The 17597-nt window shown below is 66.2% G+C and carries 13 protein-coding genes and 1 tRNA gene; 11 read left to right on the forward strand and 3 right to left on the reverse strand.

Going from position 1 to position 17597, the window contains the following annotated elements:
• The first annotated feature begins 1 nt into the window (after position 1).
• Together ACAD63_RS02315 and ACAD63_RS02320 are read left to right on the forward strand one after the other, a co-directional pair.
• Positions 2–77 (forward strand) — tRNA-Ala (locus ACAD63_RS02315).
• A 685-nt stretch (positions 78–762) separates the two neighbouring features.
• Positions 763–1740 carry a DUF3047 domain-containing protein gene (locus ACAD63_RS02320; protein WP_135705987.1) on the forward strand — a complete coding sequence of 326 codons (978 nt, stop codon included), beginning with the start codon at positions 763–765 and terminating at the stop codon, positions 1738–1740.
• Positions 1741–1756: 16 nt separating this feature from the next.
• On the opposite strand, the gene ACAD63_RS02325 is transcribed toward ACAD63_RS02320, so the two are convergent.
• Both ACAD63_RS02325 and ACAD63_RS02330 read right to left on the reverse strand, forming a co-directional pair.
• Positions 1757–2782 carry a DUF2891 domain-containing protein gene (locus ACAD63_RS02325; RefSeq protein ID WP_135705986.1) on the reverse strand — a complete coding sequence of 342 codons (1026 nt, stop codon included), beginning with the start codon at positions 2780–2782 and terminating at the stop codon, positions 1757–1759.
• A gap of 75 nt (positions 2783–2857) precedes the next feature.
• A complete protein-coding gene (locus tag ACAD63_RS02330; RefSeq protein WP_434033372.1) occupies positions 2858–4051 on the reverse strand; it encodes a M20 aminoacylase family protein in 1194 nt (397 codons plus the stop codon).
• Positions 4052–4396: 345 nt separating this feature from the next.
• On the opposite strand from ACAD63_RS02330, the gene ACAD63_RS02335 reads away from it, so the two are divergent.
• The 5 genes from ACAD63_RS02335 to ACAD63_RS02355 all read left to right on the forward strand — a co-directional run bounded on the left by ACAD63_RS02335 (position 4397) and on the right by ACAD63_RS02355 (position 10100).
• Positions 4397–5983, forward strand: a complete 1587-nt coding sequence (locus ACAD63_RS02335) for an ABC transporter substrate-binding protein (protein WP_133097973.1) — start codon at positions 4397–4399, stop codon at positions 5981–5983.
• A 130-nt stretch (positions 5984–6113) separates the two neighbouring features.
• Positions 6114–7091, forward strand: a complete 978-nt coding sequence (locus tag ACAD63_RS02340; RefSeq protein WP_133097974.1) for an ABC transporter permease — start codon at positions 6114–6116, stop codon at positions 7089–7091.
• Positions 7092–7094: 3 nt separating this feature from the next.
• On the forward strand, positions 7095–8021 hold the full coding sequence (locus ACAD63_RS02345; RefSeq protein WP_133097975.1) for an ABC transporter permease: 927 nt from the start codon (positions 7095–7097) through the stop codon (positions 8019–8021).
• 16 nt (positions 8022–8037) lie between these two features.
• Positions 8038–9036: an ABC transporter ATP-binding protein gene (locus ACAD63_RS02350; protein WP_029048054.1), complete on the forward strand. Its 999-nt coding sequence runs from the start codon at positions 8038–8040 to the stop codon at positions 9034–9036.
• Positions 9037–9068: 32 nt separating this feature from the next.
• Entirely contained in the window at positions 9069–10100 is a 1032-nt protein-coding gene (locus ACAD63_RS02355; RefSeq protein ID WP_167884618.1) for an ABC transporter ATP-binding protein, read from the forward strand.
• A gap of 80 nt (positions 10101–10180) precedes the next feature.
• Here the strand turns inward: ACAD63_RS02355 and ACAD63_RS02360 are convergent, their stop codons facing one another.
• Positions 10181–11368, reverse strand: coding sequence for an ABC transporter substrate-binding protein (locus ACAD63_RS02360; RefSeq protein WP_434033373.1), 1188 nt, complete (start codon positions 11366–11368; stop codon positions 10181–10183).
• A 277-nt stretch (positions 11369–11645) separates the two neighbouring features.
• Between ACAD63_RS02360 and ACAD63_RS02365 the strand changes: the two genes are divergently transcribed.
• The 4 genes from ACAD63_RS02365 to ACAD63_RS02380 all read left to right on the forward strand — a co-directional run bounded on the left by ACAD63_RS02365 (position 11646) and on the right by ACAD63_RS02380 (position 17482).
• A complete protein-coding gene (locus ACAD63_RS02365; RefSeq protein WP_135705984.1) occupies positions 11646–13754 on the forward strand; it encodes a molybdopterin-containing oxidoreductase family protein in 2109 nt (702 codons plus the stop codon).
• A gap of 62 nt (positions 13755–13816) precedes the next feature.
• A complete protein-coding gene (locus ACAD63_RS02370; RefSeq protein ID WP_434033374.1) occupies positions 13817–14899 on the forward strand; it encodes an aminopeptidase in 1083 nt (360 codons plus the stop codon).
• Positions 14900–14954: 55 nt separating this feature from the next.
• Entirely contained in the window at positions 14955–15605 is a 651-nt protein-coding gene (locus ACAD63_RS02375; protein WP_205751639.1) for a TetR/AcrR family transcriptional regulator, read from the forward strand.
• A 194-nt stretch (positions 15606–15799) separates the two neighbouring features.
• Positions 15800–17482, forward strand: a complete 1683-nt coding sequence (locus ACAD63_RS02380; RefSeq protein ID WP_133097981.1) for a long-chain fatty acid--CoA ligase — start codon at positions 15800–15802, stop codon at positions 17480–17482.
• Positions 17483–17597 lie beyond the last annotated feature (115 nt).

Here is a 17597-nt window from a genome sequence, read left to right on the forward strand (position 1 = left end):
GGGGGGATTAGCTCAGCTGGGAGAGCACCTGCTTTGCAAGCAGGGGGTCGTCGGTTCGATCCCGTCATCCTCCACCACTGCTTGGTAACTTTGGTTGGCCGCCAAATGCAAGCGCTTAAGAATTGAGCGTTTGCATTTGGCATTGCCAAGCGATCGCAAGATCGGCTGTTCTTTAACAATATGGGATGTAGTAAAGGTGTCGCGCGAGCGTTGATGAGACGCTGCAGTAGCAAACGCGCGCCTGAGCGGCTGGCTATCAATTCACCGGCGTCGGTGGTTCGGGCGGTGGTGATTTCCGTTCGATGTGGCTGGTGGTTCGGACCTGCTACGCCAGGTGAGTCTGGGATGGTGGCTGCGTCGACCGACTATTGAACGATCCCCATGCCGGGCGTAGGCCGCCTGCTGCCGGCGTCAACGCAGGAACGCCTACGGCTGCGCTGCGCGCCGGCAGTATCTGTCGGTTCAACGGCCGACAGCACGTCATCAGCAGCGACGGCGAAGCCTCAACGGCGGGCCTGTCACCAACCGCGACAAAGCCGCTCCAACAACCGACAACACCTCACAAACGGCGACAACATCAAAAACCCCGTTGTATTCCCGCCGCATCCCGGGTACGTCAGCATTCCGGCCCCGCAAACCTTCTGCTATGTTCGACCTTTAAGTGTCCCCAAGCGGCACGAAGCCGTTTGCAGGCAGCAAGCAGTGAGCAACAGACAGGTCCTTGCCAAGGAAGCAGGGCCAGTTTCGGGATTCGAGGGTTACATGACGGCCAAGGTGTTTCGGCTGGTTTTTACGGGCGCGGCCAGCGCGCTGATGCTGGCAGGATGCGCATCCATTTCTCCTGGTTCCACGGGTTCTTCCGCTTCCACTGCTGACACGCCATCCCTGGCAACGGCCTCGGCGGTCGATTGTCAGGCGTTTGCCAAGCGCATGGGCGCTTACGCCGCGGCCCAGGTCGCCGCCGAGCAGCGCGCGGCCGGCGGCGAGGTTGCGCCGGCCGCCCCGAGCGATCCGCTTGCCGCCGCCAGTGCCCGGGCTGCGGAGGCAGACGCCGGGGACGACGGTGAAGACGCCGCCGACGAGCCCCAGACCCGTGCCACGCTGCCGCTGTTCTCGGTTGCCCCGCGTGACGGCCGCCTGCCGATCGGCTGGCAGCCCTGGACCATCAACCGCAACAAGACCCCGACGCGCTATTCGATAGTCGAAGTCGACCAGCGCGTCGTCGTCCACGCGCAGGCCGAAAGCTCGGCGTCAGGCCTCTACGTTCCCCTGCACGACCGCGATGCCGGCATGGTGCGCTGGAGCTGGAAGACCAGCGGCATCATCCGCAATGCCGACAACAGCCACGGTCCGCGCGAGGATTCTCCGCTGCGCCTGTTCGTCGCCTTCGATGGCGACAAGGGCAGCCTGCCGCTGAAAGACCAGCTGATGTACGAGATGGCACGGCTCACCACCGGGCGGGAAATGCCCTACGCCACACTGATGTATATCTGGGGCGGCAAGCGCGCCGAAGGCTCGGTGGTGGCCAATCCGCATACCGACCGTGTGCGCATGATCGTGGTCGATAGCGGCACGAAGCATGCCAATGAGTGGCGATGCCACGAACGCGACCTGCGCGCCGATTACCGCAAGGCGTTCGGCACCGATCCTGGGCGAGTGATTGCGGTCGGCATCATGACCGATACCGACAACACCCGGAGCAACGCGGAATCCTGGTACGGGGACATCGCGCTGGACTGATGGCAAAGCGGCGGCTTCAGCCGCCGACCGGCTCGGCCATCGCCAGCACCGCGAACGAGGCCAGCCAGTGTGTCGAGACATACTCGCCGGCAACGGCATAGGGCAGCGATGCCTCGATATGGTCGGACCAGGCGCGCACGGCCAGCGGGCGCAGCGATTCCGGCAACGCCGGCTCCAGCAGGCGCCAGCACCAGGCGCGCGACAGGTTCAGCCCGTCGAGATGTGACGTCTTGGGATCGCTGCGATTAGCGACCTCCACTGGCGTCAGCCAGTTGGCCAGTTCCGCCGCGCCCGGCACGAACATTTCCCACCATTGCCCGAATGCGCTGCCGTCCATGACGGCATGCATCAATACGGCTTCGGTCATGCCGCCCGACAGGAACTCATCGCCGCCTGGCTCATAGCGCGCCGGATAGCTGCGGTCGTGCCCGAACCAGCGGTGCGCGCGCCGCACAATGGCGCGCCGCAAGGCCGTGTCCTGCGTCGCGCGCGCGTAGGCCAGCGCCATTACGCAGGCAAAGGCGCTGTTGAAGTGCGTGCCGGTGCGCACCGGGAAATCCGCCGCGTCCAGAAACTCGGCCAATTGCCGCGACAGGTGCGAGGCGAGCGGCGCGCACGCGTCGGCCCATGCCGCGGCGCGCGGATCCTGCTGCGCCAGTGCCAGCAATTCCGCCTGCAGCTTCAGCACCCAGCCCCAGCCATACGGACGTTCGAACGTCCGCGAACCGGGTCGATGGAAATAGTCCAGTTCGACCGCAATATGCTGCGGCCGCAGCTGCGCGTCGAGGGCATCGCGGAGTTCGGCAGCTTCATCGAGGTCCGGGTACAGCGCCAGCAGCCGCACCAGCAGCCAGTGCATGTGCACGCTCGAATGCCAGTCGTAGCTGCCGCAGAAGGCCGGGTGCCAGGTCGCCGGCTCGGCCACGTCGCCGGTGGCGCACATCATGTGATCCACCTTGTACGGATAGCGGCGCAGGATATTGTCCAGCGCCACGCGCGCAAAGCTGCGCGCCGTCCCGCGATCAAGCGCCGAGCGGCCCATGCAGATGCTCCCCCTGTCTTGCGCGAATGCGCTGTTATCGATTTTGCCTGCAGGCTGCGCCTTGAGTTCTAGTTGTCACGCGGGCGCCAGCCATTTCTCCACCAGCCGCACGAAGAAGGTCGAGCCCACCGGCAGCAGTTCGTCGTTGAAATCGTAGCTGGGGTTATGCAGCATGCAGGGCCCCATGCCATGCCCGCTGTCGCGATGCGCGCCGTCGCCGTTGCCGAGGAACAGGTAGCAGCCCGGCTTTTCCTGCAGCATGAAGGAGAAATCCTCGGCGCCCATGGTCGGCTCGATATCGCTGTCGACATTGGCTTCGCCCACCAGTTCGGCGGCCACCGTGGCGGCAAAGCCGGTCTCGGCCTCGGTATTGATCGTGGGCGGATAGTTGCGGTGGAATTCGTAGTCGACGGTGCAGTCGAACGCGCTCGCGACGGCGCGGGACACTTCCTCCATGCGGCGCTCGATCAGGTCGAGCACCGGCACCGTGAACGTGCGCACCGTGCCCCCGATCCAGGCTTCGTTCGGCACGATATTGGTGGCGTCGCCGGCATGGAACTGCGTGACCGAGATCACTGCGGTATCGATCGGGCGCTTGTTTCGGGTGATGATCCCTTGCAGCGCCGAGACGATCTGCGCGGCAGTGAAGACCGGATCGTTGCCATTGTGCGGCATGGCCGCATGCGCACCCTTGCCGCGCACGACGATGCGGAATTCATTGCTCGAAGCCATCAGCGGACCCACGCGCGTGCCGAAAGCGCCGACCGGCATGCCGGGCCAGTTGTGCACGCCGAACACCGCATCGCAGGGAAAACGCGAGAACAGCCCGTCCTTGATCATCTCGCGCGCGCCGCCACCGCCTTCCTCGGCCGGCTGGAAGATCAGGTGCACGGTGCCGTCGAAGGGCTTGTGCTGCGCCAGGTAGCGCGCCGCGCCGAGCAGCATCGCGGTATGGCCATCGTGGCCGCACGCATGCATCTTGCCCGCATGCTGCGAACAGTGGCCGAAGGTGTTGGCCTCTTGCAGCGGCAGGGCGTCCATGTCGGCGCGCAGGCCGATGGTGCGCGCGCTGCTGCCATTGCGGATCACCCCGACCAGCCCGGTGGTGCCGAGGCCGCGATGCACTTCGATGCCCCACGACTCGAGGTTGCGGGCGACCACGTCGGCGGTGCGCTGTTCTTCGAAGCAGAGTTCCGGATGCGCGTGGATATCGCGGCGGATCGCGCGGATTTCAGCTTGCGCCTGCAGGATTTCGGGGATGAGCTTCATGATGCCGGAGTCTGGGCGTGGCGCGCCGGGTAGGCGTCGGATACCCCCGATCATACGATGCCTCTCGGAAAAGCGCCAAAATGCGCCGGTTCGTGCCTCATGCAGCGAATGGCGCGGTGCAATATGCCAAACGGTGTGGGTTTCCCCGCATTGCCGGGATATGTCGACTGCTGGAACAGTTCATGCTTGAAGTGTCCGGCCGGCAAATTGCCGTTTTGCGCTGCATCGCTGCGCCAGATAGCGCACCAAAAAGCAGCGCCCGTGCGCGACCTGCCGCGTGACCCGCGGCGCGTGCATTGCCGATCCTAAAACGTCTGCTTCACTTCCTACAGGGAGAATTGCGCGATGTCCCTTCGCACTTTCAAGAAGGCAATCGGTGTTGTCGCCGTGGCCGGGGCCCTTGGCCTGGCATGGTCCGGCAGCGCCCAGGCCGCGGACCTCAAACTGGCCATGAGTTCGCCGCCGACCTCGATGGATCCGCATTTCTACAACCTGTTCTCCAATATCAACGTGTCGGAGCACATCTTCGACTCGCTGGTGAAGATGGACCCGGACAGCCGCATCATTCCCGGCCTGGCCGAGTCCTGGAAGCTGGTCAACAACCTGACCTGGGAATTCAAGATCCGCCAGGGCGTGAAGTTCCATGACGGTTCCGAGCTGACCACCGAAGACATCGTCTGGTCGCTGGACCGCCCGGCTACCATCCAGAACAGCCCGGGCAAGTTCGATGTCTACACCAAGGCGATCGTCAACAAGAAGGTGATCGACAAGTACACCATCCAGCTGACCACCAACAAGCCGTACCCGCTGATGCTGAACGACCTGACGTCGATCTTCATCGTGCAGAAAAAGGCGACGCAGGGCCTGAGCTCGGACGACTTCGCCCAGGGCAAGGGCATGATCGGCACCGGGCCGTTCAAGTTCGTCAGCTACGCCCGCGACGACCGGGTCGAACTGGTGCGCAACGACAACTACTGGGGCGCCAAGCCGGCGTGGGAAAAGGCCACGCTGCGCTTCATCCCGAATCCGGCCACGCGTCTGGCGGCGCTGCTGTCGGGCGACGTGCAGGCGATCGAGAACGTGCCGACGCCCGACCTGCCCAAGGTGCGGCAGGATCCCAAGCTGTCGTTCTTTTCCAAGATCTCGCACCGCGTGATCTACCTGTATTTCGATGCCAAGCGCGACAAGTCGCCCTACGTCACCACGAAGGAAGGCGCGCCGCTGGACAAGAACCCGCTGAAGGATGCGCGCGTGCGCAATGCCATCAGCATGGCGATCAACCGGCAGGGCATCAAGGACCGCCTGATGGAAGGCCTGTCGGAGCCGACCAACAACCTGGTGCCGCCCACGCTGTTCGGCTACAACCCCAACCTGAAGACGGTCAAGTACGACCCCGAAGGCGCCAAGAAGCTGCTGGCCCAGGCAGGCTACCCGAACGGCTTCGGCGTGACGCTGCACACGCCCAACAACCGCTACGTCAACGACGAGAAGATCGCGCAGACGATCGCGCAGAACCTGACCCGCATCGGCATCGCCACCAAGGTCGAAGGCATGCCGATGGCGACGTACTCGTCCAAGGGCATCAAGCACGAGTGGTCGTTCGGCCTGCTCGGGTGGGGCGCGCAGACCGGCGAGGTCAGCTCGCCGCTGCGCGCGCTGCTGGCGTGCGAGGACAGCAAGAAGGGCTTTGGCACCACCAACTGGGGTGAATACTGCAACCCCAAGATGGATGTGGTGCTGGAACAGGCGCTGTCTACCGTGAATGACGCCGAACGCTCCAAGATGCTGCAGGAAGCCACCGCGATCGCGATCAACGATGGCGGTATCATCCCGATCCACCAGCAGGTGACCACCTGGGCCACGCAGAAGGGCATCGTCTACGTGCCGCGTACCGACGAGCGCACCTACGCGCATAACTTCAAGCCCCAGTAAGTCAAGCCCCGGTAAGCAGGCTGCCTGCTGCTGAGTTTGCGGTGCCGCGCATGGCTGCCGCGCCGCCTGGAAGCGCATGGCGCTCCCGGGCGGCGTGCGCATTCGCGCGCGAAAGGATAGTGGTCTTTATATGCTGGTTTTCATCATCCGGCGCCTGATGCAGAGCGTAGTGGTGCTCTTCGTCATGTCGCTGCTGGTTTTCCTCGGCGTCTTTGCCATCGGCAATCCCGTCGACATCCTGATCAACCCGCAGGCCGACCAGGAGGACATCAAGCGCACCATCGCGGCGCTTGGCCTGGACAAGCCGCTATGGGAGCAATACTGGGTGTTCCTGCAGAATGCGCTGCAGGGCAACCTCGGTACCTCGTTCGCGCACGGCACGCCGGCGCTCAAGCTGATCTTCGAGCGCATGCCGGCCACCATGGAGCTGGCCGTGTGCGCGATCCTGCTGGCGATCGTGCTCGGCATCCCGCTGGGGCTGTGGGCCGGGTTGCGGCCCAACGGCGTGGCGGGCAAGTCAATCATGACGGTGTCGATCCTGGGCTTCTCGCTGCCCACGTTCTGGGTCGGCCTGATGCTGATCATGGTGTTCGCGGTGCAGCTCGGCTGGCTGCCGTCCAACGGCCGCGGCGAGACCGTGCGCGTGCTCGGCATCCCGCTCAGCTTCCTGACCGTCGACGGCATCCGCCACCTGGTGCTGCCGGCGGTGACGCTGTCGCTGCTGAACATCGCCATGGTGATCCGGCTCACGCGCGCCGGCACGCAGGAGGCGATGCTGCAGGACTACGTCAAGTTCGCGCGCGCCAAGGGCCTGTCCAATACGCGCATCGTCGGCGTGCATGTGCTGAAGAACATTTTGATCCCGATCGTCACCGTGATCGCGCTGCAGTTCGGCTCGATCATCGCATTCGCGATCGTGACCGAATCGATCTTTGCCTGGCCCGGCATGGGCAAGCTGATCATCGACTCGATCCAGCTGCTGGACCGGCCGGTGATCGTCGCATACCTGATGGTGATCGTGACGCTGTTTATCCTGATCAACCTGGTGGTGGACATCGTCTACAGCATGCTCGATCCGCGCGTGCGCATTGCCGACAACAAGGGCTGAGCCATGACTGCCGCAACCGTTGAACCGCAAGACAAGACTTCGCCGGCCGCGCGCGAACAATCGCCGTGGCGCCGCTTTGCCACGGAGTTCTTTTCCAGCAAGATCGCGGTGGCCGGGCTGGCCACGCTGGTCACCATCATCCTGATTGCGATCCTCGCGCCGTGGCTGGCGCCGCAGAACCCGTATGACCTGGCTACGCTCGACGTGCTCGACGCGCGCCTGGCGCCGGGCGAGAAGGCCGGCACCGGCATGACCTTCCTGCTCGGCTCGGACGAGCAGGGGCGCGACATCCTGTCGGCGGTGATGTACGGGCTGCGCATCAGCATCGGCGTGGGCGTGGTCAGCACCGTGATTGCGCTGCTGCTGGGTGCCACGCTGGGCCTGCTGGCCGGCTTCCTGGGCGGGCGCACCGAGGCCTTCATCATGCGCGTGGCCGACCTGCAGCTGTCGTTCCCGCCGATCCTGCTGGCGCTGATCCTGCTGGCGTTCCTGCGCCCTGGGCTGGGCAATATCGTGATCGCGCTGGTGGCGGTGCAGTGGGCCTACTACGCGCGCACCACGCGCAGCGCCGCGCTGGTGGAGCGCCGCAAGGAATATATCGAGGCGGCCACCTGCCTGGGCCTGCCGCCGCGCCGCATCATGTTCCGCCACCTGCTGCCCAACTGCCTGCCGCCGCTGATCGTGATCGCGGCGCTGCAGGTGGCGTCGGCGATCACGCTGGAGGCGACGCTGTCGTTCCTCGGGCTGGGCGTGCCGATCACGGAGCCGTCGCTGGGCTCGCTGATCTCCAACGGCCAGCAATACATGCTGTCGGGCAAGTACTGGATCAGCTTCTTCCCGGGCATCGCACTGGTGGTCACCATCGTGGCGATGAACCTGGTGGCCGACCAGTTGCGCGACGTGCTCAACCCGCGCCTGCAGACGCAATAACCCGCGGGAGACCGACATGGCACAACCTACGCTGGTCGTAGAGAACCTGAAGACGCATTTCTATACGCGCGGCGGCATTGCCAAGGCTGTCGACGACGTGTCCTTTACCGTGGGCCGCGGCGAGATCATGGGGCTGGTGGGCGAGTCCGGTTCCGGCAAGTCGATGACCGGCTACTCGATCATGGGCCTGATCGACCCGCCCGGGAAGGTGGTCGACGGGCGCATCGCGCTCACCAGCCGCGACGGCATTACGCGCGACCTGCGCGCGCTGACGCCGGCACAGCAGCGCGACGTGCGCGGCAACCGCATCGCGATGATCTTCCAGGACCCGATGATGACGCTCAACCCGGTCCTGCGCATCGACACGCAGATGATCGAGGCGGTGCTGGCGCACGAGAACGTCGGTAAGGCGGTGGCCCGCGAGCGCGCGCGCAATGCGCTGGCGCGGGTCGGCATCCCGTCCCCGGACGAGCGCCTGCTGGCTTATCCGCACCAGTTCTCGGGCGGCATGCGCCAGCGCGTGGCGATCGCGATCGCGCTGCTGAACAAGCCCGACCTGATCATCGCCGACGAGCCGACCACGGCGCTCGACGTCACCATCCAGGGCCAGATCCTTTACGAGATGCAGACCCTGTGCCGCGAATCCGGCACGGCACTGATCTGGATCACACATGACCTGTCGGTGGTGGCGGGACTGGCCGACACCGTGTGCGTGATGTATGCCGGCAAAATTGTCGAAGCCGGCGATGTGCGCCAGGTGCTGGAACATCCCGAGCACCCGTACACGCACGGCCTGATCGGATCGGCACCGTCGCGCAACCCGCGCGGCGCGCCGCTGCGGCAGATCCCCGGCATGACGCCATCGCTGCTGAACCTGCCGGGCGGCTGCTCGTTCCGCGAGCGCTGCCCGTATGCGACCGCCGCGTGCAAGACCGAGCCGCCGCTGGAGACCGCTCCCGACGGCCGCCGCCTGCGCTGCTTCCATCCGGTGCTGGCCAACCAGGAGGCGGCATGACCATGACCACGACTGAACTGCAATCCCGACCGATGGCAAACACTGCGTCTGCACCGGGCGAGGCACCGGCGGCGCCGCTGCTGGAGCTGCGCGGCGTGTCCAAGCGCTTCGTCAAGTCGCTCGACACCGCCGCGCGCATCGCCAACCTGTTCGGCGCCCATGCGCGCGAAGAGGTGGTGCATGCGGTCGACCGCGTCGACCTGAGCATCCGCACCGGCGAGGTGGTGGGGCTGGTGGGCGAATCCGGCTGCGGCAAGTCCACGCTGGGCCGCATGGCCGTGGGCCTGCACACGCTGACGGAAGGCGATCGGCTGTGGCGCGGCACCAACCTCGACCACCTGCCGCCGGACAAGCGTCGCGAGAAGCAACTGGCGATCCAGATGATCTTCCAGGATCCGTACGCCTCGCTCAATCCGCGGCTGCGGGTGCTGGATATCATCGGCGAGGCGCCGGTGGTGCACGGCATGGTCGACCGTGGCGGGCAGAAGGGCTATGTCGAGGACATGCTGGTGCGCGTCGGCATGGACCCGACCGTGCTGCGGCGCTTCCCGCACCAGTTCTCGGGCGGGCAGCGCGCGCGCATCGGCATTGCGCGGGCGTTGGCGGTAAAGCCGGAGTTCCTGGTCTGCGACGAGTCGGTGGCGGCGCTCGACGTATCGATCCAGGCGCAGGTGCTGAACCTGTTCATGCGGCTGCGCGAAGAGCTGAACCTGACTTACCTGTTCATCAGCCATGACCTTGGCGTGGTCAAGCACATCAGCGACCGCGTCGTGATCATGTACCTGGGGCGGGTGGTGGAGTCGGCGCCGACCGAGGACGTGTTCGCCGCGCCGAACCATCCCTACACGCAGGCGCTGCTGGCCGAAGCGCCGAAGCTGGAGGTCGGCAAGAAGACCTATGTGGCGATCAAGGGCGAGATTCCCTCACCGTTGAATCCGCCGTCGGGGTGCCATTTCCATCCGCGCTGTCCGTATGCGATGCCACGTTGCAAGGAAGAGCAGCCGGCGCTGAAGGAGATTGCGCCGATGCGGTTTTCGGCTTGTCATTTGAATGACATGAAGTAGCGCGGCGGCTTACGCAATCCCGCTGCCTTGCTCCCCTCTCCAAGAGGGAGAGGGGAGAAAACAGGCGCGGGCAGGAAAACTCACCGGATCACCTGCCCCTTCGAATTGATCACCGTCATCTCCACGAACCGCGACCCCACATGGTTCTCCGGCGTGAAGTTGACGATGAAGCCGCCCAGGTCAACGCTTCGCATCGATTCCAGCGCGGTCACCAGCTTCTCGCGCGTCAGGTCCTTGCCCGCGCGGCGCAGTCCTTCGGCAAACGCCTTCGCCGCAATGTAGCCTTCGATGCTGGCGTAGTCGAACTCGTTCGGCTTGCCCGCGGCCTGCAGCAGGCGCAGGTATTCGCGCACCACCGGCAGCGTGGCATTGCCCGGATGCGGCATCACCTGCGAGATGATCACGCCGCTGCCTTTCGCGCCGACCTCGTTGGCCAGCGCCTGCGTGCCGACGAACGAGACGTTATAGAACTGCCCGTTGTAGCCGCGGCGCAGCGCTTCCTTGACGAAGGCGCCAGCGGTGCGATAGGCGCTGATCATCACCACGGTGTCCGGGCTGGCCTTGAGCACGCCCTGCATGGCGTCACCGATTTCCATCGTATTGCGGACCACGGCTTCGCGCGCAACCAGCTGCACGCCGCTGTCGGCGGCGCTCTTCACTGCGCGTTCCAGCTCCTCCAGTTCGGCCTTGCCATAGGCATCGTCGTTGTAGACCACCGCCACGCGCTTCAGGCCGGTGGTCTGGATCTGGCGCAGGATCGCCGTGGCCTCGTCGCTGTAGCCGGCGCGGACATGGAAGACGTAGCGGCTGCGCGGCTCGCGCACCGAGCGCGCGCCGGTGTACGGGCCGAAGAACGGCACCCTGGCCTGTGTCGCCAGCGGCAGCGCTGCCTGGCTGGTGGGCGTGCCGACGTAGCCGAACAGCGCGAAGACGCGCTCTTCCTCGATCAGCTTCCGGGTGTTCTTGGCGGCAGGCTCGGGCTCGTAGTAGTCGTCCAGCACTTCGAGCCGGATCTTGCGGCCGAAAATGCCGCCCTGCTGGTTGATGTGGTCGAAATACAGTCGCGCGCCCGCGTTCATCTGCTTGCCGAGCGACCTGGCCGGGCCCGTCAGTGCCGCGGATTGCCCCAGCAGGATGGTGTCGGCGGTGACGCCGCTTTCGGATATGGCAGTGCTGGCGATGGCAGCGCCGGATGCGCCGCACGTGCCGATGGCGTACGCCACCAGCAGGCCGGCAAGCCGGCCCTTGACCCCGGATCGGAAAAACATAAACCCCCGCAAAATGTGGTTCGGTTACCCGTTCGCCGCCATGGGCCGGTCTGCGCCGGCATTGGTCGGCAAGCGCGCTGCCAGCATGGGGCCGGCCGCGCGCCGGCACATCATATCGAATACAATCCGATCGAGATACTCCCCGCCCTGGCTCCTCACGCCCGCACGGACGGGGACGCGCCGCGGCGCCGGCCCGCGACCCGCGGAAACCGCGCCACAAACCTCACGTTCCGACCGAACGAAAGATAACGACAGACCGCCAGCCCCCGGAGATCCCATGGCTTCCCGCATCGTCCGCGCCGCCTGCCCGCATGACTGCCCCGACACCTGTGCCTTGCTCGTCACCGTCGAGGACGGCCGCGCCGTCAAGGTGGCCGGCGATCCGGACCATCCCGGCACGCAGGGCGTGCTGTGCACCAAGGTATCGCGCTACACCGAACGCACCTACCATCCCGACCGCCTGCTGACGCCGATGAAGCGCATTGGCAGGAAGGGCGAGGGCAAGTTCGCGCCGATTTCCTGGGACGAAGCGCTCGACACCATCGCCACGCGCCTGCAGGCCATCGCCGCGCGCGATCCGCAGGCCATCGTGCCATACAGCTATGCGGGCACCATGGGGCTGGTGCAGGGCGAGAGCATGGCCGCACGCTTCTTCCACAAGCTGGGCGCATCGCGGCTGGATCGCACCATCTGCGCCAGCGCCGGCGCCACCGCGTTGCGCTACACCTATGGCGCCAGCGTCGGCATGGACATGGAGCACGTGGCCGATGCCAGGCTGGTGATCATCTGGGGCGGCAACCCGATCGCTTCCAACCTGCATTTCTGGACGCGTGCGCAGGAAGCCAAGCGCCGCGGCGCCACGCTGGTGGCGATCGATCCCTACCGCTCGCTGAGTGCCGAGAAATGCCACCGCCATATCGCGCCGATGCCCGGCACCGACGGCGCGCTGGCGCTGGGCATGATCCATGTGCTGGTCCGCGACGGGCTGCTCGACCACGACTACATCGAACGCCACACGGTGGGCTTCGAGGCACTGCGCGAGCGCGCCCAGTCCTATCCGCCGGCGCGCGTGGCCGAGATCTGCGGCATCCCCGTTGAAGACATCGAGTGGCTGGCAGGCCTCTACGGCCAGCTGGCGGTACGCGAGCGCCAGCCGGTGGCGATCCGCCTGAACTACGGCATGCAGCGCGTGCACGGCGGCGGCCAGGCGGTGCGGGCGGTGGCGTGCCTGCCGTCGCTGGTGGGCGCGTGGCGCCATGCCGCGGGCGGGCTGCAGCTGTCGACCTCGGGCTTCTTCCCGATCAACGAGGCCGCGCTGCAGCGGCCCGACCTGCTGCCGGGCTGGCCCGGGAAGCTGCCGCGGCTGGTCAACATGAGCACCATCGGCGATGCACTGCTGGCAGACCCCGCCCCCGGTGCACCGCGGATCGAGGCGGTGGTGGTCTACAACAGCAATCCGGTCGCGGTGGCGCCGGAATCCAGCAAGGTGGCCGCAGGCTTTGCGCGTGAAGACCTGTTCACCGTGGTGCTGGAGCACTTCCGCACCGATACCGCCGACTACGCCGACATCCTGCTGCCGGCCACCACGCAGCTGGAGCACACCGACGTGCACAAGGCCTACGGCCACACCTATTTCCTGGCCAACAACGCGGCGATCGCGCCGATGGGCGAGGCGCTGCCGAACACCGAGATCTTCCGCCGCCTGGCGCTGCGCATGGGCTTTGCCGAGGCGTGCTTTGCCGACAGCGATGACGACATCGCCGCGCAGGCGATCCTTCCGGGCGACGCGCGTGCCGCGGGCATCAGCTGGGCATCGCTCAAGGAGCAGGGCTGGCAGAAGCTGGCGCTGGCGCCGGCACCGTTCGCCGAAGGCGGCTTTCCGACCGACTCGGGCAAGTGCCAGTTCTATTCCGAGCCGATGGCGCGCGACGGCTTCGACCCGCTGCCTGACTACGTGCCGCAGTACGAGTCCCCGGCGACCGCGCCGGAACTTGCGGCGCGCTACCCGCTGGCGATGATCTCGCCGCCGGCGCGCAACTTCCTGAACAGCTCCTTCGTCAATGTCGACAGCCTGCGCGCCACCGAGGGCGAGCCGCACCTGGACATCCACCCGGCCGACGCCGCCGAGCGCGGCATCGTGGACGGCGCCATGGTGCGCGCCTTCAACGACCGCGGCAGCATGCTGGCGCGCGCCCGCGTGACCGACCGCGCCCGGCGCGGGCTGGTGGTAGGCCTGTCGATCTGGTGGAAGAAGCTGGCTTCGGACGGCAAGAACGCCAACGAGCTGACCAGCCAGCGCCTGACCGACCTGGGGCGGGCGCCGGTATTCTATGACTGCCTGGTGCAGGTCGAGGCCTGCACGGAAGGGGCGGTCCAGCCGGCATGAACGCGCGGCACGGTCCGCGGCCCGGCCGCCGGCGCGGGGCGGCAATCCTGGCGGCGGCGGTCATGACGGCCCTGGCCCTGCTCACGGCCGGGTGCGAAACCGTCAGCTACTACGCGCAGTCGATCGGCGGCCACCTCGGCGTGATGGCGCAGGCGCAGCCGCTCGACGACGCCATTGCCGGCGCGCGCGACGCCAACGACGCGCGCCTGGCGCAACGGCTGGCGCTGGCCGGCCGCATCCGCGACTACGCGTCGCGCGAGCTGAAGTTGCCCGACAACGGCAGCTACCGCCGCTACGCCAACCTGCACCGGCCCTACGTGGTGTGGAGCGTGTTCGCCACGCCCGAGCTGTCGATGGAGCTGCGCAAGTGGTGCTTCCCGATCGTCGGCTGCATCAGCTACCGCGGCTACTACGCGCAGGCCGATGCCGAGCAGTACGCGCAGGGCTTGCGCCGCGACGGCCTGGAAGCGTACGTGGCAGGCATTCCCGCCTATTCGACGCTGGGCTATTTCGACGACCCGCTGCTCAACACCTTCGTCTACCTGCCGGAAGGCGAGCTGGCGCGGCTGATCTTCCACGAACTGGCGCACCAGGTGGTCTACGTGCGCAACGACACCGCCTTCAACGAGTCCTTTGCCACCGCCGTGGAATCCGCCGGCGTGGAGCGCTGGCTGGCCGAGGATGCGTCGGAGGACGCGCGCGCCAGCTATCGCCAGTACGACGCGCGCCGCCAGCAGTTCCGCGCGCTGCTGCTCGGCACGCGCGACCGGCTGGCGGCGCTGTACGAGACGCCGCTGGACGACGAAGCCAAGCGCGAGGGCAAGGCCAGGATCTTCGCCGGCATGCGCGAACAATACGCGCGGCTCAAGGTGGAGTGGGGCAACTACAGCGGCTATGACCGCTGGTTCGACCAGCCCCTGACCAATGCCCACCTGGCGGCGGTGGCGACCTACCAGCAGTGGGTGCCGGCCTTTACCGCGCTGCTGGCGCAGTGCGATGGCGATTGGCGCCGCTTCTATGCCGAAGCCGGCCGCATCGGCGCGCTGCCGTCCGCCGAGCGCGAGGCGGCGCTGCGCCGGCTGGCGCCGCCCGCTACCCGCGTCGATACGCTGACCGCGAGCGGCAAGGCGGCCGCGACCAACTGACGATCGGCGCATTCTGGTCCGTTCCCGCCCATGGCGCCATGCGAGAATTGCGATCATGTCGACCGTACCGAGCCCCAACCCACAAGACGTCGCGCCCGAGCCCGTGCCGGCGCGCGCGCAGATCGCCGAGCGCCAGGAAGCGCGCCGCCGCCAGATCCTGGATACCGCCGCGCAGCTCTTCTACACCAAGGGCTATCCCGGCATGACCATGAACGACCTGTGCCGCGCGCTGGGCGTGACCAAGCCGGCGGTCTACTACTACTTCACCGACAAGTACGAGATCTTCGACATCCTGTGCCGCGAGTCGGCGCAGACCTGCCTGCCCGTGATCCGCGAAACCGCCGACCCGGCGCTGCCGGTGCGCGAGCGCCTGCATGCCTGCCTGCTCGAAATGGCGCGCCGCTGCGTCGCCTGCCACGTGCCCGCGACGCTCAGCTTCCGCGACAACCAGTACCTGCGCCCCGAGACCGTGGCGTGGCTCGACAGCATGGCGCGCGGCTTCTACCGCGACCTGTATGCGTTGCTGGAAGAGGGCAAGCGCGAGGGCGTGTTTGCCTTTGGCGATGCGCGCGTGACGGCGCATGCGATCGGCAGCGTGGTCGGCTTCATGTACACGTGGCACCAGCCGGGCCGCATGGATGACGAGGCGCTTGCGCACGAACTCGCCACCAACATGATGAAGCTGGTGCTGCCCAGCGGCGGTTGAGCGCACCGTCCTAGGGGTTATCCCGCTGCCACCGCGGCACCGGTGGCGCATAATGCCCGTCAGGGGCGCGTTGCATCGTGCAATGTCCCCGAGGACTTCGTCTAAGTTGTTGCTAAGTTGTTGTTCTAACCGGGGCGCCCGTTTAGCATCTCGGAAAAATCGAACGACCATTCAGAAATTCAGGAGACGGTGCTATGGACAAGATTTGGCTGAAACACTACCCGGCCGGCGTACCCGCCGAGATTGATGCCAGCCAGTTTCGTACGCTTGCCCAGCTGCTCGAAGCGTCTTTTCGCACCTATGCCGACCGCAAGGCCTTCGTCTGCATGGACAAGGCCATCACCTACGGCGAACTCGACCAGATGTCCGCGCGCTTCGCCGCGTGGCTGCAGTCGCGCGGGCTGCGTCCCGGCGCGCGCGTGGCGATCATGATGCCGAACGTGCTGCAGTATCCGGTGGTGCTGGCCGCGGTGCTGCGCGCCGGCTTCGTCGTGGTCAACGTCAATCCGCTTTACACCCCGCGCGAGCTGGAGCACCAGCTCAAGGACAGCGGCGCCGAGGCCATTGTCATCCTGGAGAACTTTGCCGCCACGCTGCAGCAGGTGCTGGCCCGCACCCCGGTCAAGCATGTGGTGGTCGCCACCATGGGCGACATGCTCGGCGGACTGAAGGGCGCGATCGTCAATTTCGTGGTGCGCAATGTCAAGAAGATGGTGCCGGAGTGGGAGCTGCCCAACTGCGTGCGCTTCAACAGCGTGCTGGCCGAAGGCAGCAAGCTAACGCTGCAGCCGGCGACCACCGGACCTGACGACATCGCCTTCCTGCAATACACCGGCGGCACTACCGGCGTGAGCAAGGGCGCCGTGCTGCTGCACCGTAACGTGGTCGCCAACGTGCTGCAGTCCGAGGCCTGGATGCAGCCGGCGCTGGCCAAGGGCGGCCATATCGACCAGATCGTCACCATTACCGCGCTGCCGCTGTACCACATCTTTGCGCTGACGGTCTGCTGCCTGCTGGGGATGCGCAGCGGCGGCATGAGCGTGCTGATCCCGAACCCGCGCGATATCCCGGGCTTTATCAAGGAACTGCAGAAGTACAAGTTCCACATGTTCCCGGCGGTCAACACGCTGTACAACGCGCTGATCAACAACCCGGAGATCGCCAAGGTCGATTTCTCCGGCCTGCGCGTGGCCAACGGCGGTGGCATGGCGGTGCAGGAAGCGGTAGCCAAGAAGTGGCTGGACAAGACCGGCTGCCCGATCATCGAAGGCTACGGCCTGTCCGAGACCTCGCCGTCGGCCACCTGCAACCCGACCGACAGCAATGCGTTCTCCGGCACCATCGGCATGCCGCTGCCTTCGACCGAAGTGGTGATCCGCGACGACGACGGCAAGGACGTGCCGCTGGGCCAGCCGGGCGAGATCTGCATCCGCGGCCCGCAGGTGATGGCGGGCTACTGGAACCGCCCGGACGAGACCGCCAAGGTCATGACCCCTGACGGCTTCTTCAAGACCGGCGATATCGGCGTGATGGACGAGCGCGGCTACACCAAGATCGTTGACCGCAAAAAGGACATGATCCTGGTGTCGGGCTTCAACGTGTACCCGAACGAAGTCGAAGGCGTGGTGGCCGAGTGCCCGGGCGTGCTGGAAGTGGCCGCTGTGGGCGTGCCCGACACGCACTCGGGCGAGGTGGTCAAGCTGTTCGTGGTCAAGCAAGACCCGGCGCTGACCGAGGCGGACGTGATCGAGTTCTGCAAGGAGCGGCTGACCGGCTACAAGCGGCCGAAGTACGTGGAGTTCCGCACCGAGTTGCCCAAGACCAACGTCGGCAAGATCCTGCGCCGCGAACTGCGCGACAGCCGCAAGGCGGCCTGAGCGCCAGTTCCTGCGCAAACGAAAACGGCCTCCGCAACGGGTAATGCCGTTCAGTTAAGGTCCTTTCTGAGGAACCGGACGGTGTAGCGCTTAGGCAGGGCTTTGACTTCACGGG

The sequence above is a fragment of the Cupriavidus sp. a3 genome (assembly GCF_051015765.1).
Classification (GTDB): Bacteria; Pseudomonadota; Gammaproteobacteria; order Burkholderiales; family Burkholderiaceae; genus Cupriavidus; species Cupriavidus oxalaticus_A.

Coding starts and splice junctions, on each gene's coding strand:
- ACAD63_RS02320 (WP_135705987.1), top strand. CDS start 763: ATGACGGCCAAGGTGTTTCGGCTGGTTTTTACGGGCGCGGCCAGCGCG.
- ACAD63_RS02325 (WP_135705986.1), bottom strand. CDS start 2,782: ATGGGCCGCTCGGCGCTTGATCGCGGGACGGCGCGCAGCTTTGCGCGC.
- ACAD63_RS02330 (WP_434033372.1), bottom strand. CDS start 4,051: ATGAAGCTCATCCCCGAAATCCTGCAGGCGCAAGCTGAAATCCGCGCG.
- ACAD63_RS02335 (WP_133097973.1), top strand. CDS start 4,397: ATGTCCCTTCGCACTTTCAAGAAGGCAATCGGTGTTGTCGCCGTGGCC.
- ACAD63_RS02340 (WP_133097974.1), top strand. CDS start 6,114: ATGCTGGTTTTCATCATCCGGCGCCTGATGCAGAGCGTAGTGGTGCTC.
- ACAD63_RS02345 (WP_133097975.1), top strand. CDS start 7,095: ATGACTGCCGCAACCGTTGAACCGCAAGACAAGACTTCGCCGGCCGCG.
- ACAD63_RS02350 (WP_029048054.1), top strand. CDS start 8,038: ATGGCACAACCTACGCTGGTCGTAGAGAACCTGAAGACGCATTTCTAT.
- ACAD63_RS02355 (WP_167884618.1), top strand. CDS start 9,069: ATGGCAAACACTGCGTCTGCACCGGGCGAGGCACCGGCGGCGCCGCTG.
- ACAD63_RS02360 (WP_434033373.1), bottom strand. CDS start 11,368: ATGTTTTTCCGATCCGGGGTCAAGGGCCGGCTTGCCGGCCTGCTGGTG.
- ACAD63_RS02365 (WP_135705984.1), top strand. CDS start 11,646: ATGGCTTCCCGCATCGTCCGCGCCGCCTGCCCGCATGACTGCCCCGAC.
- ACAD63_RS02370 (WP_434033374.1), top strand. CDS start 13,817: ATGACGGCCCTGGCCCTGCTCACGGCCGGGTGCGAAACCGTCAGCTAC.
- ACAD63_RS02375 (WP_205751639.1), top strand. CDS start 14,955: ATGTCGACCGTACCGAGCCCCAACCCACAAGACGTCGCGCCCGAGCCC.
- ACAD63_RS02380 (WP_133097981.1), top strand. CDS start 15,800: ATGGACAAGATTTGGCTGAAACACTACCCGGCCGGCGTACCCGCCGAG.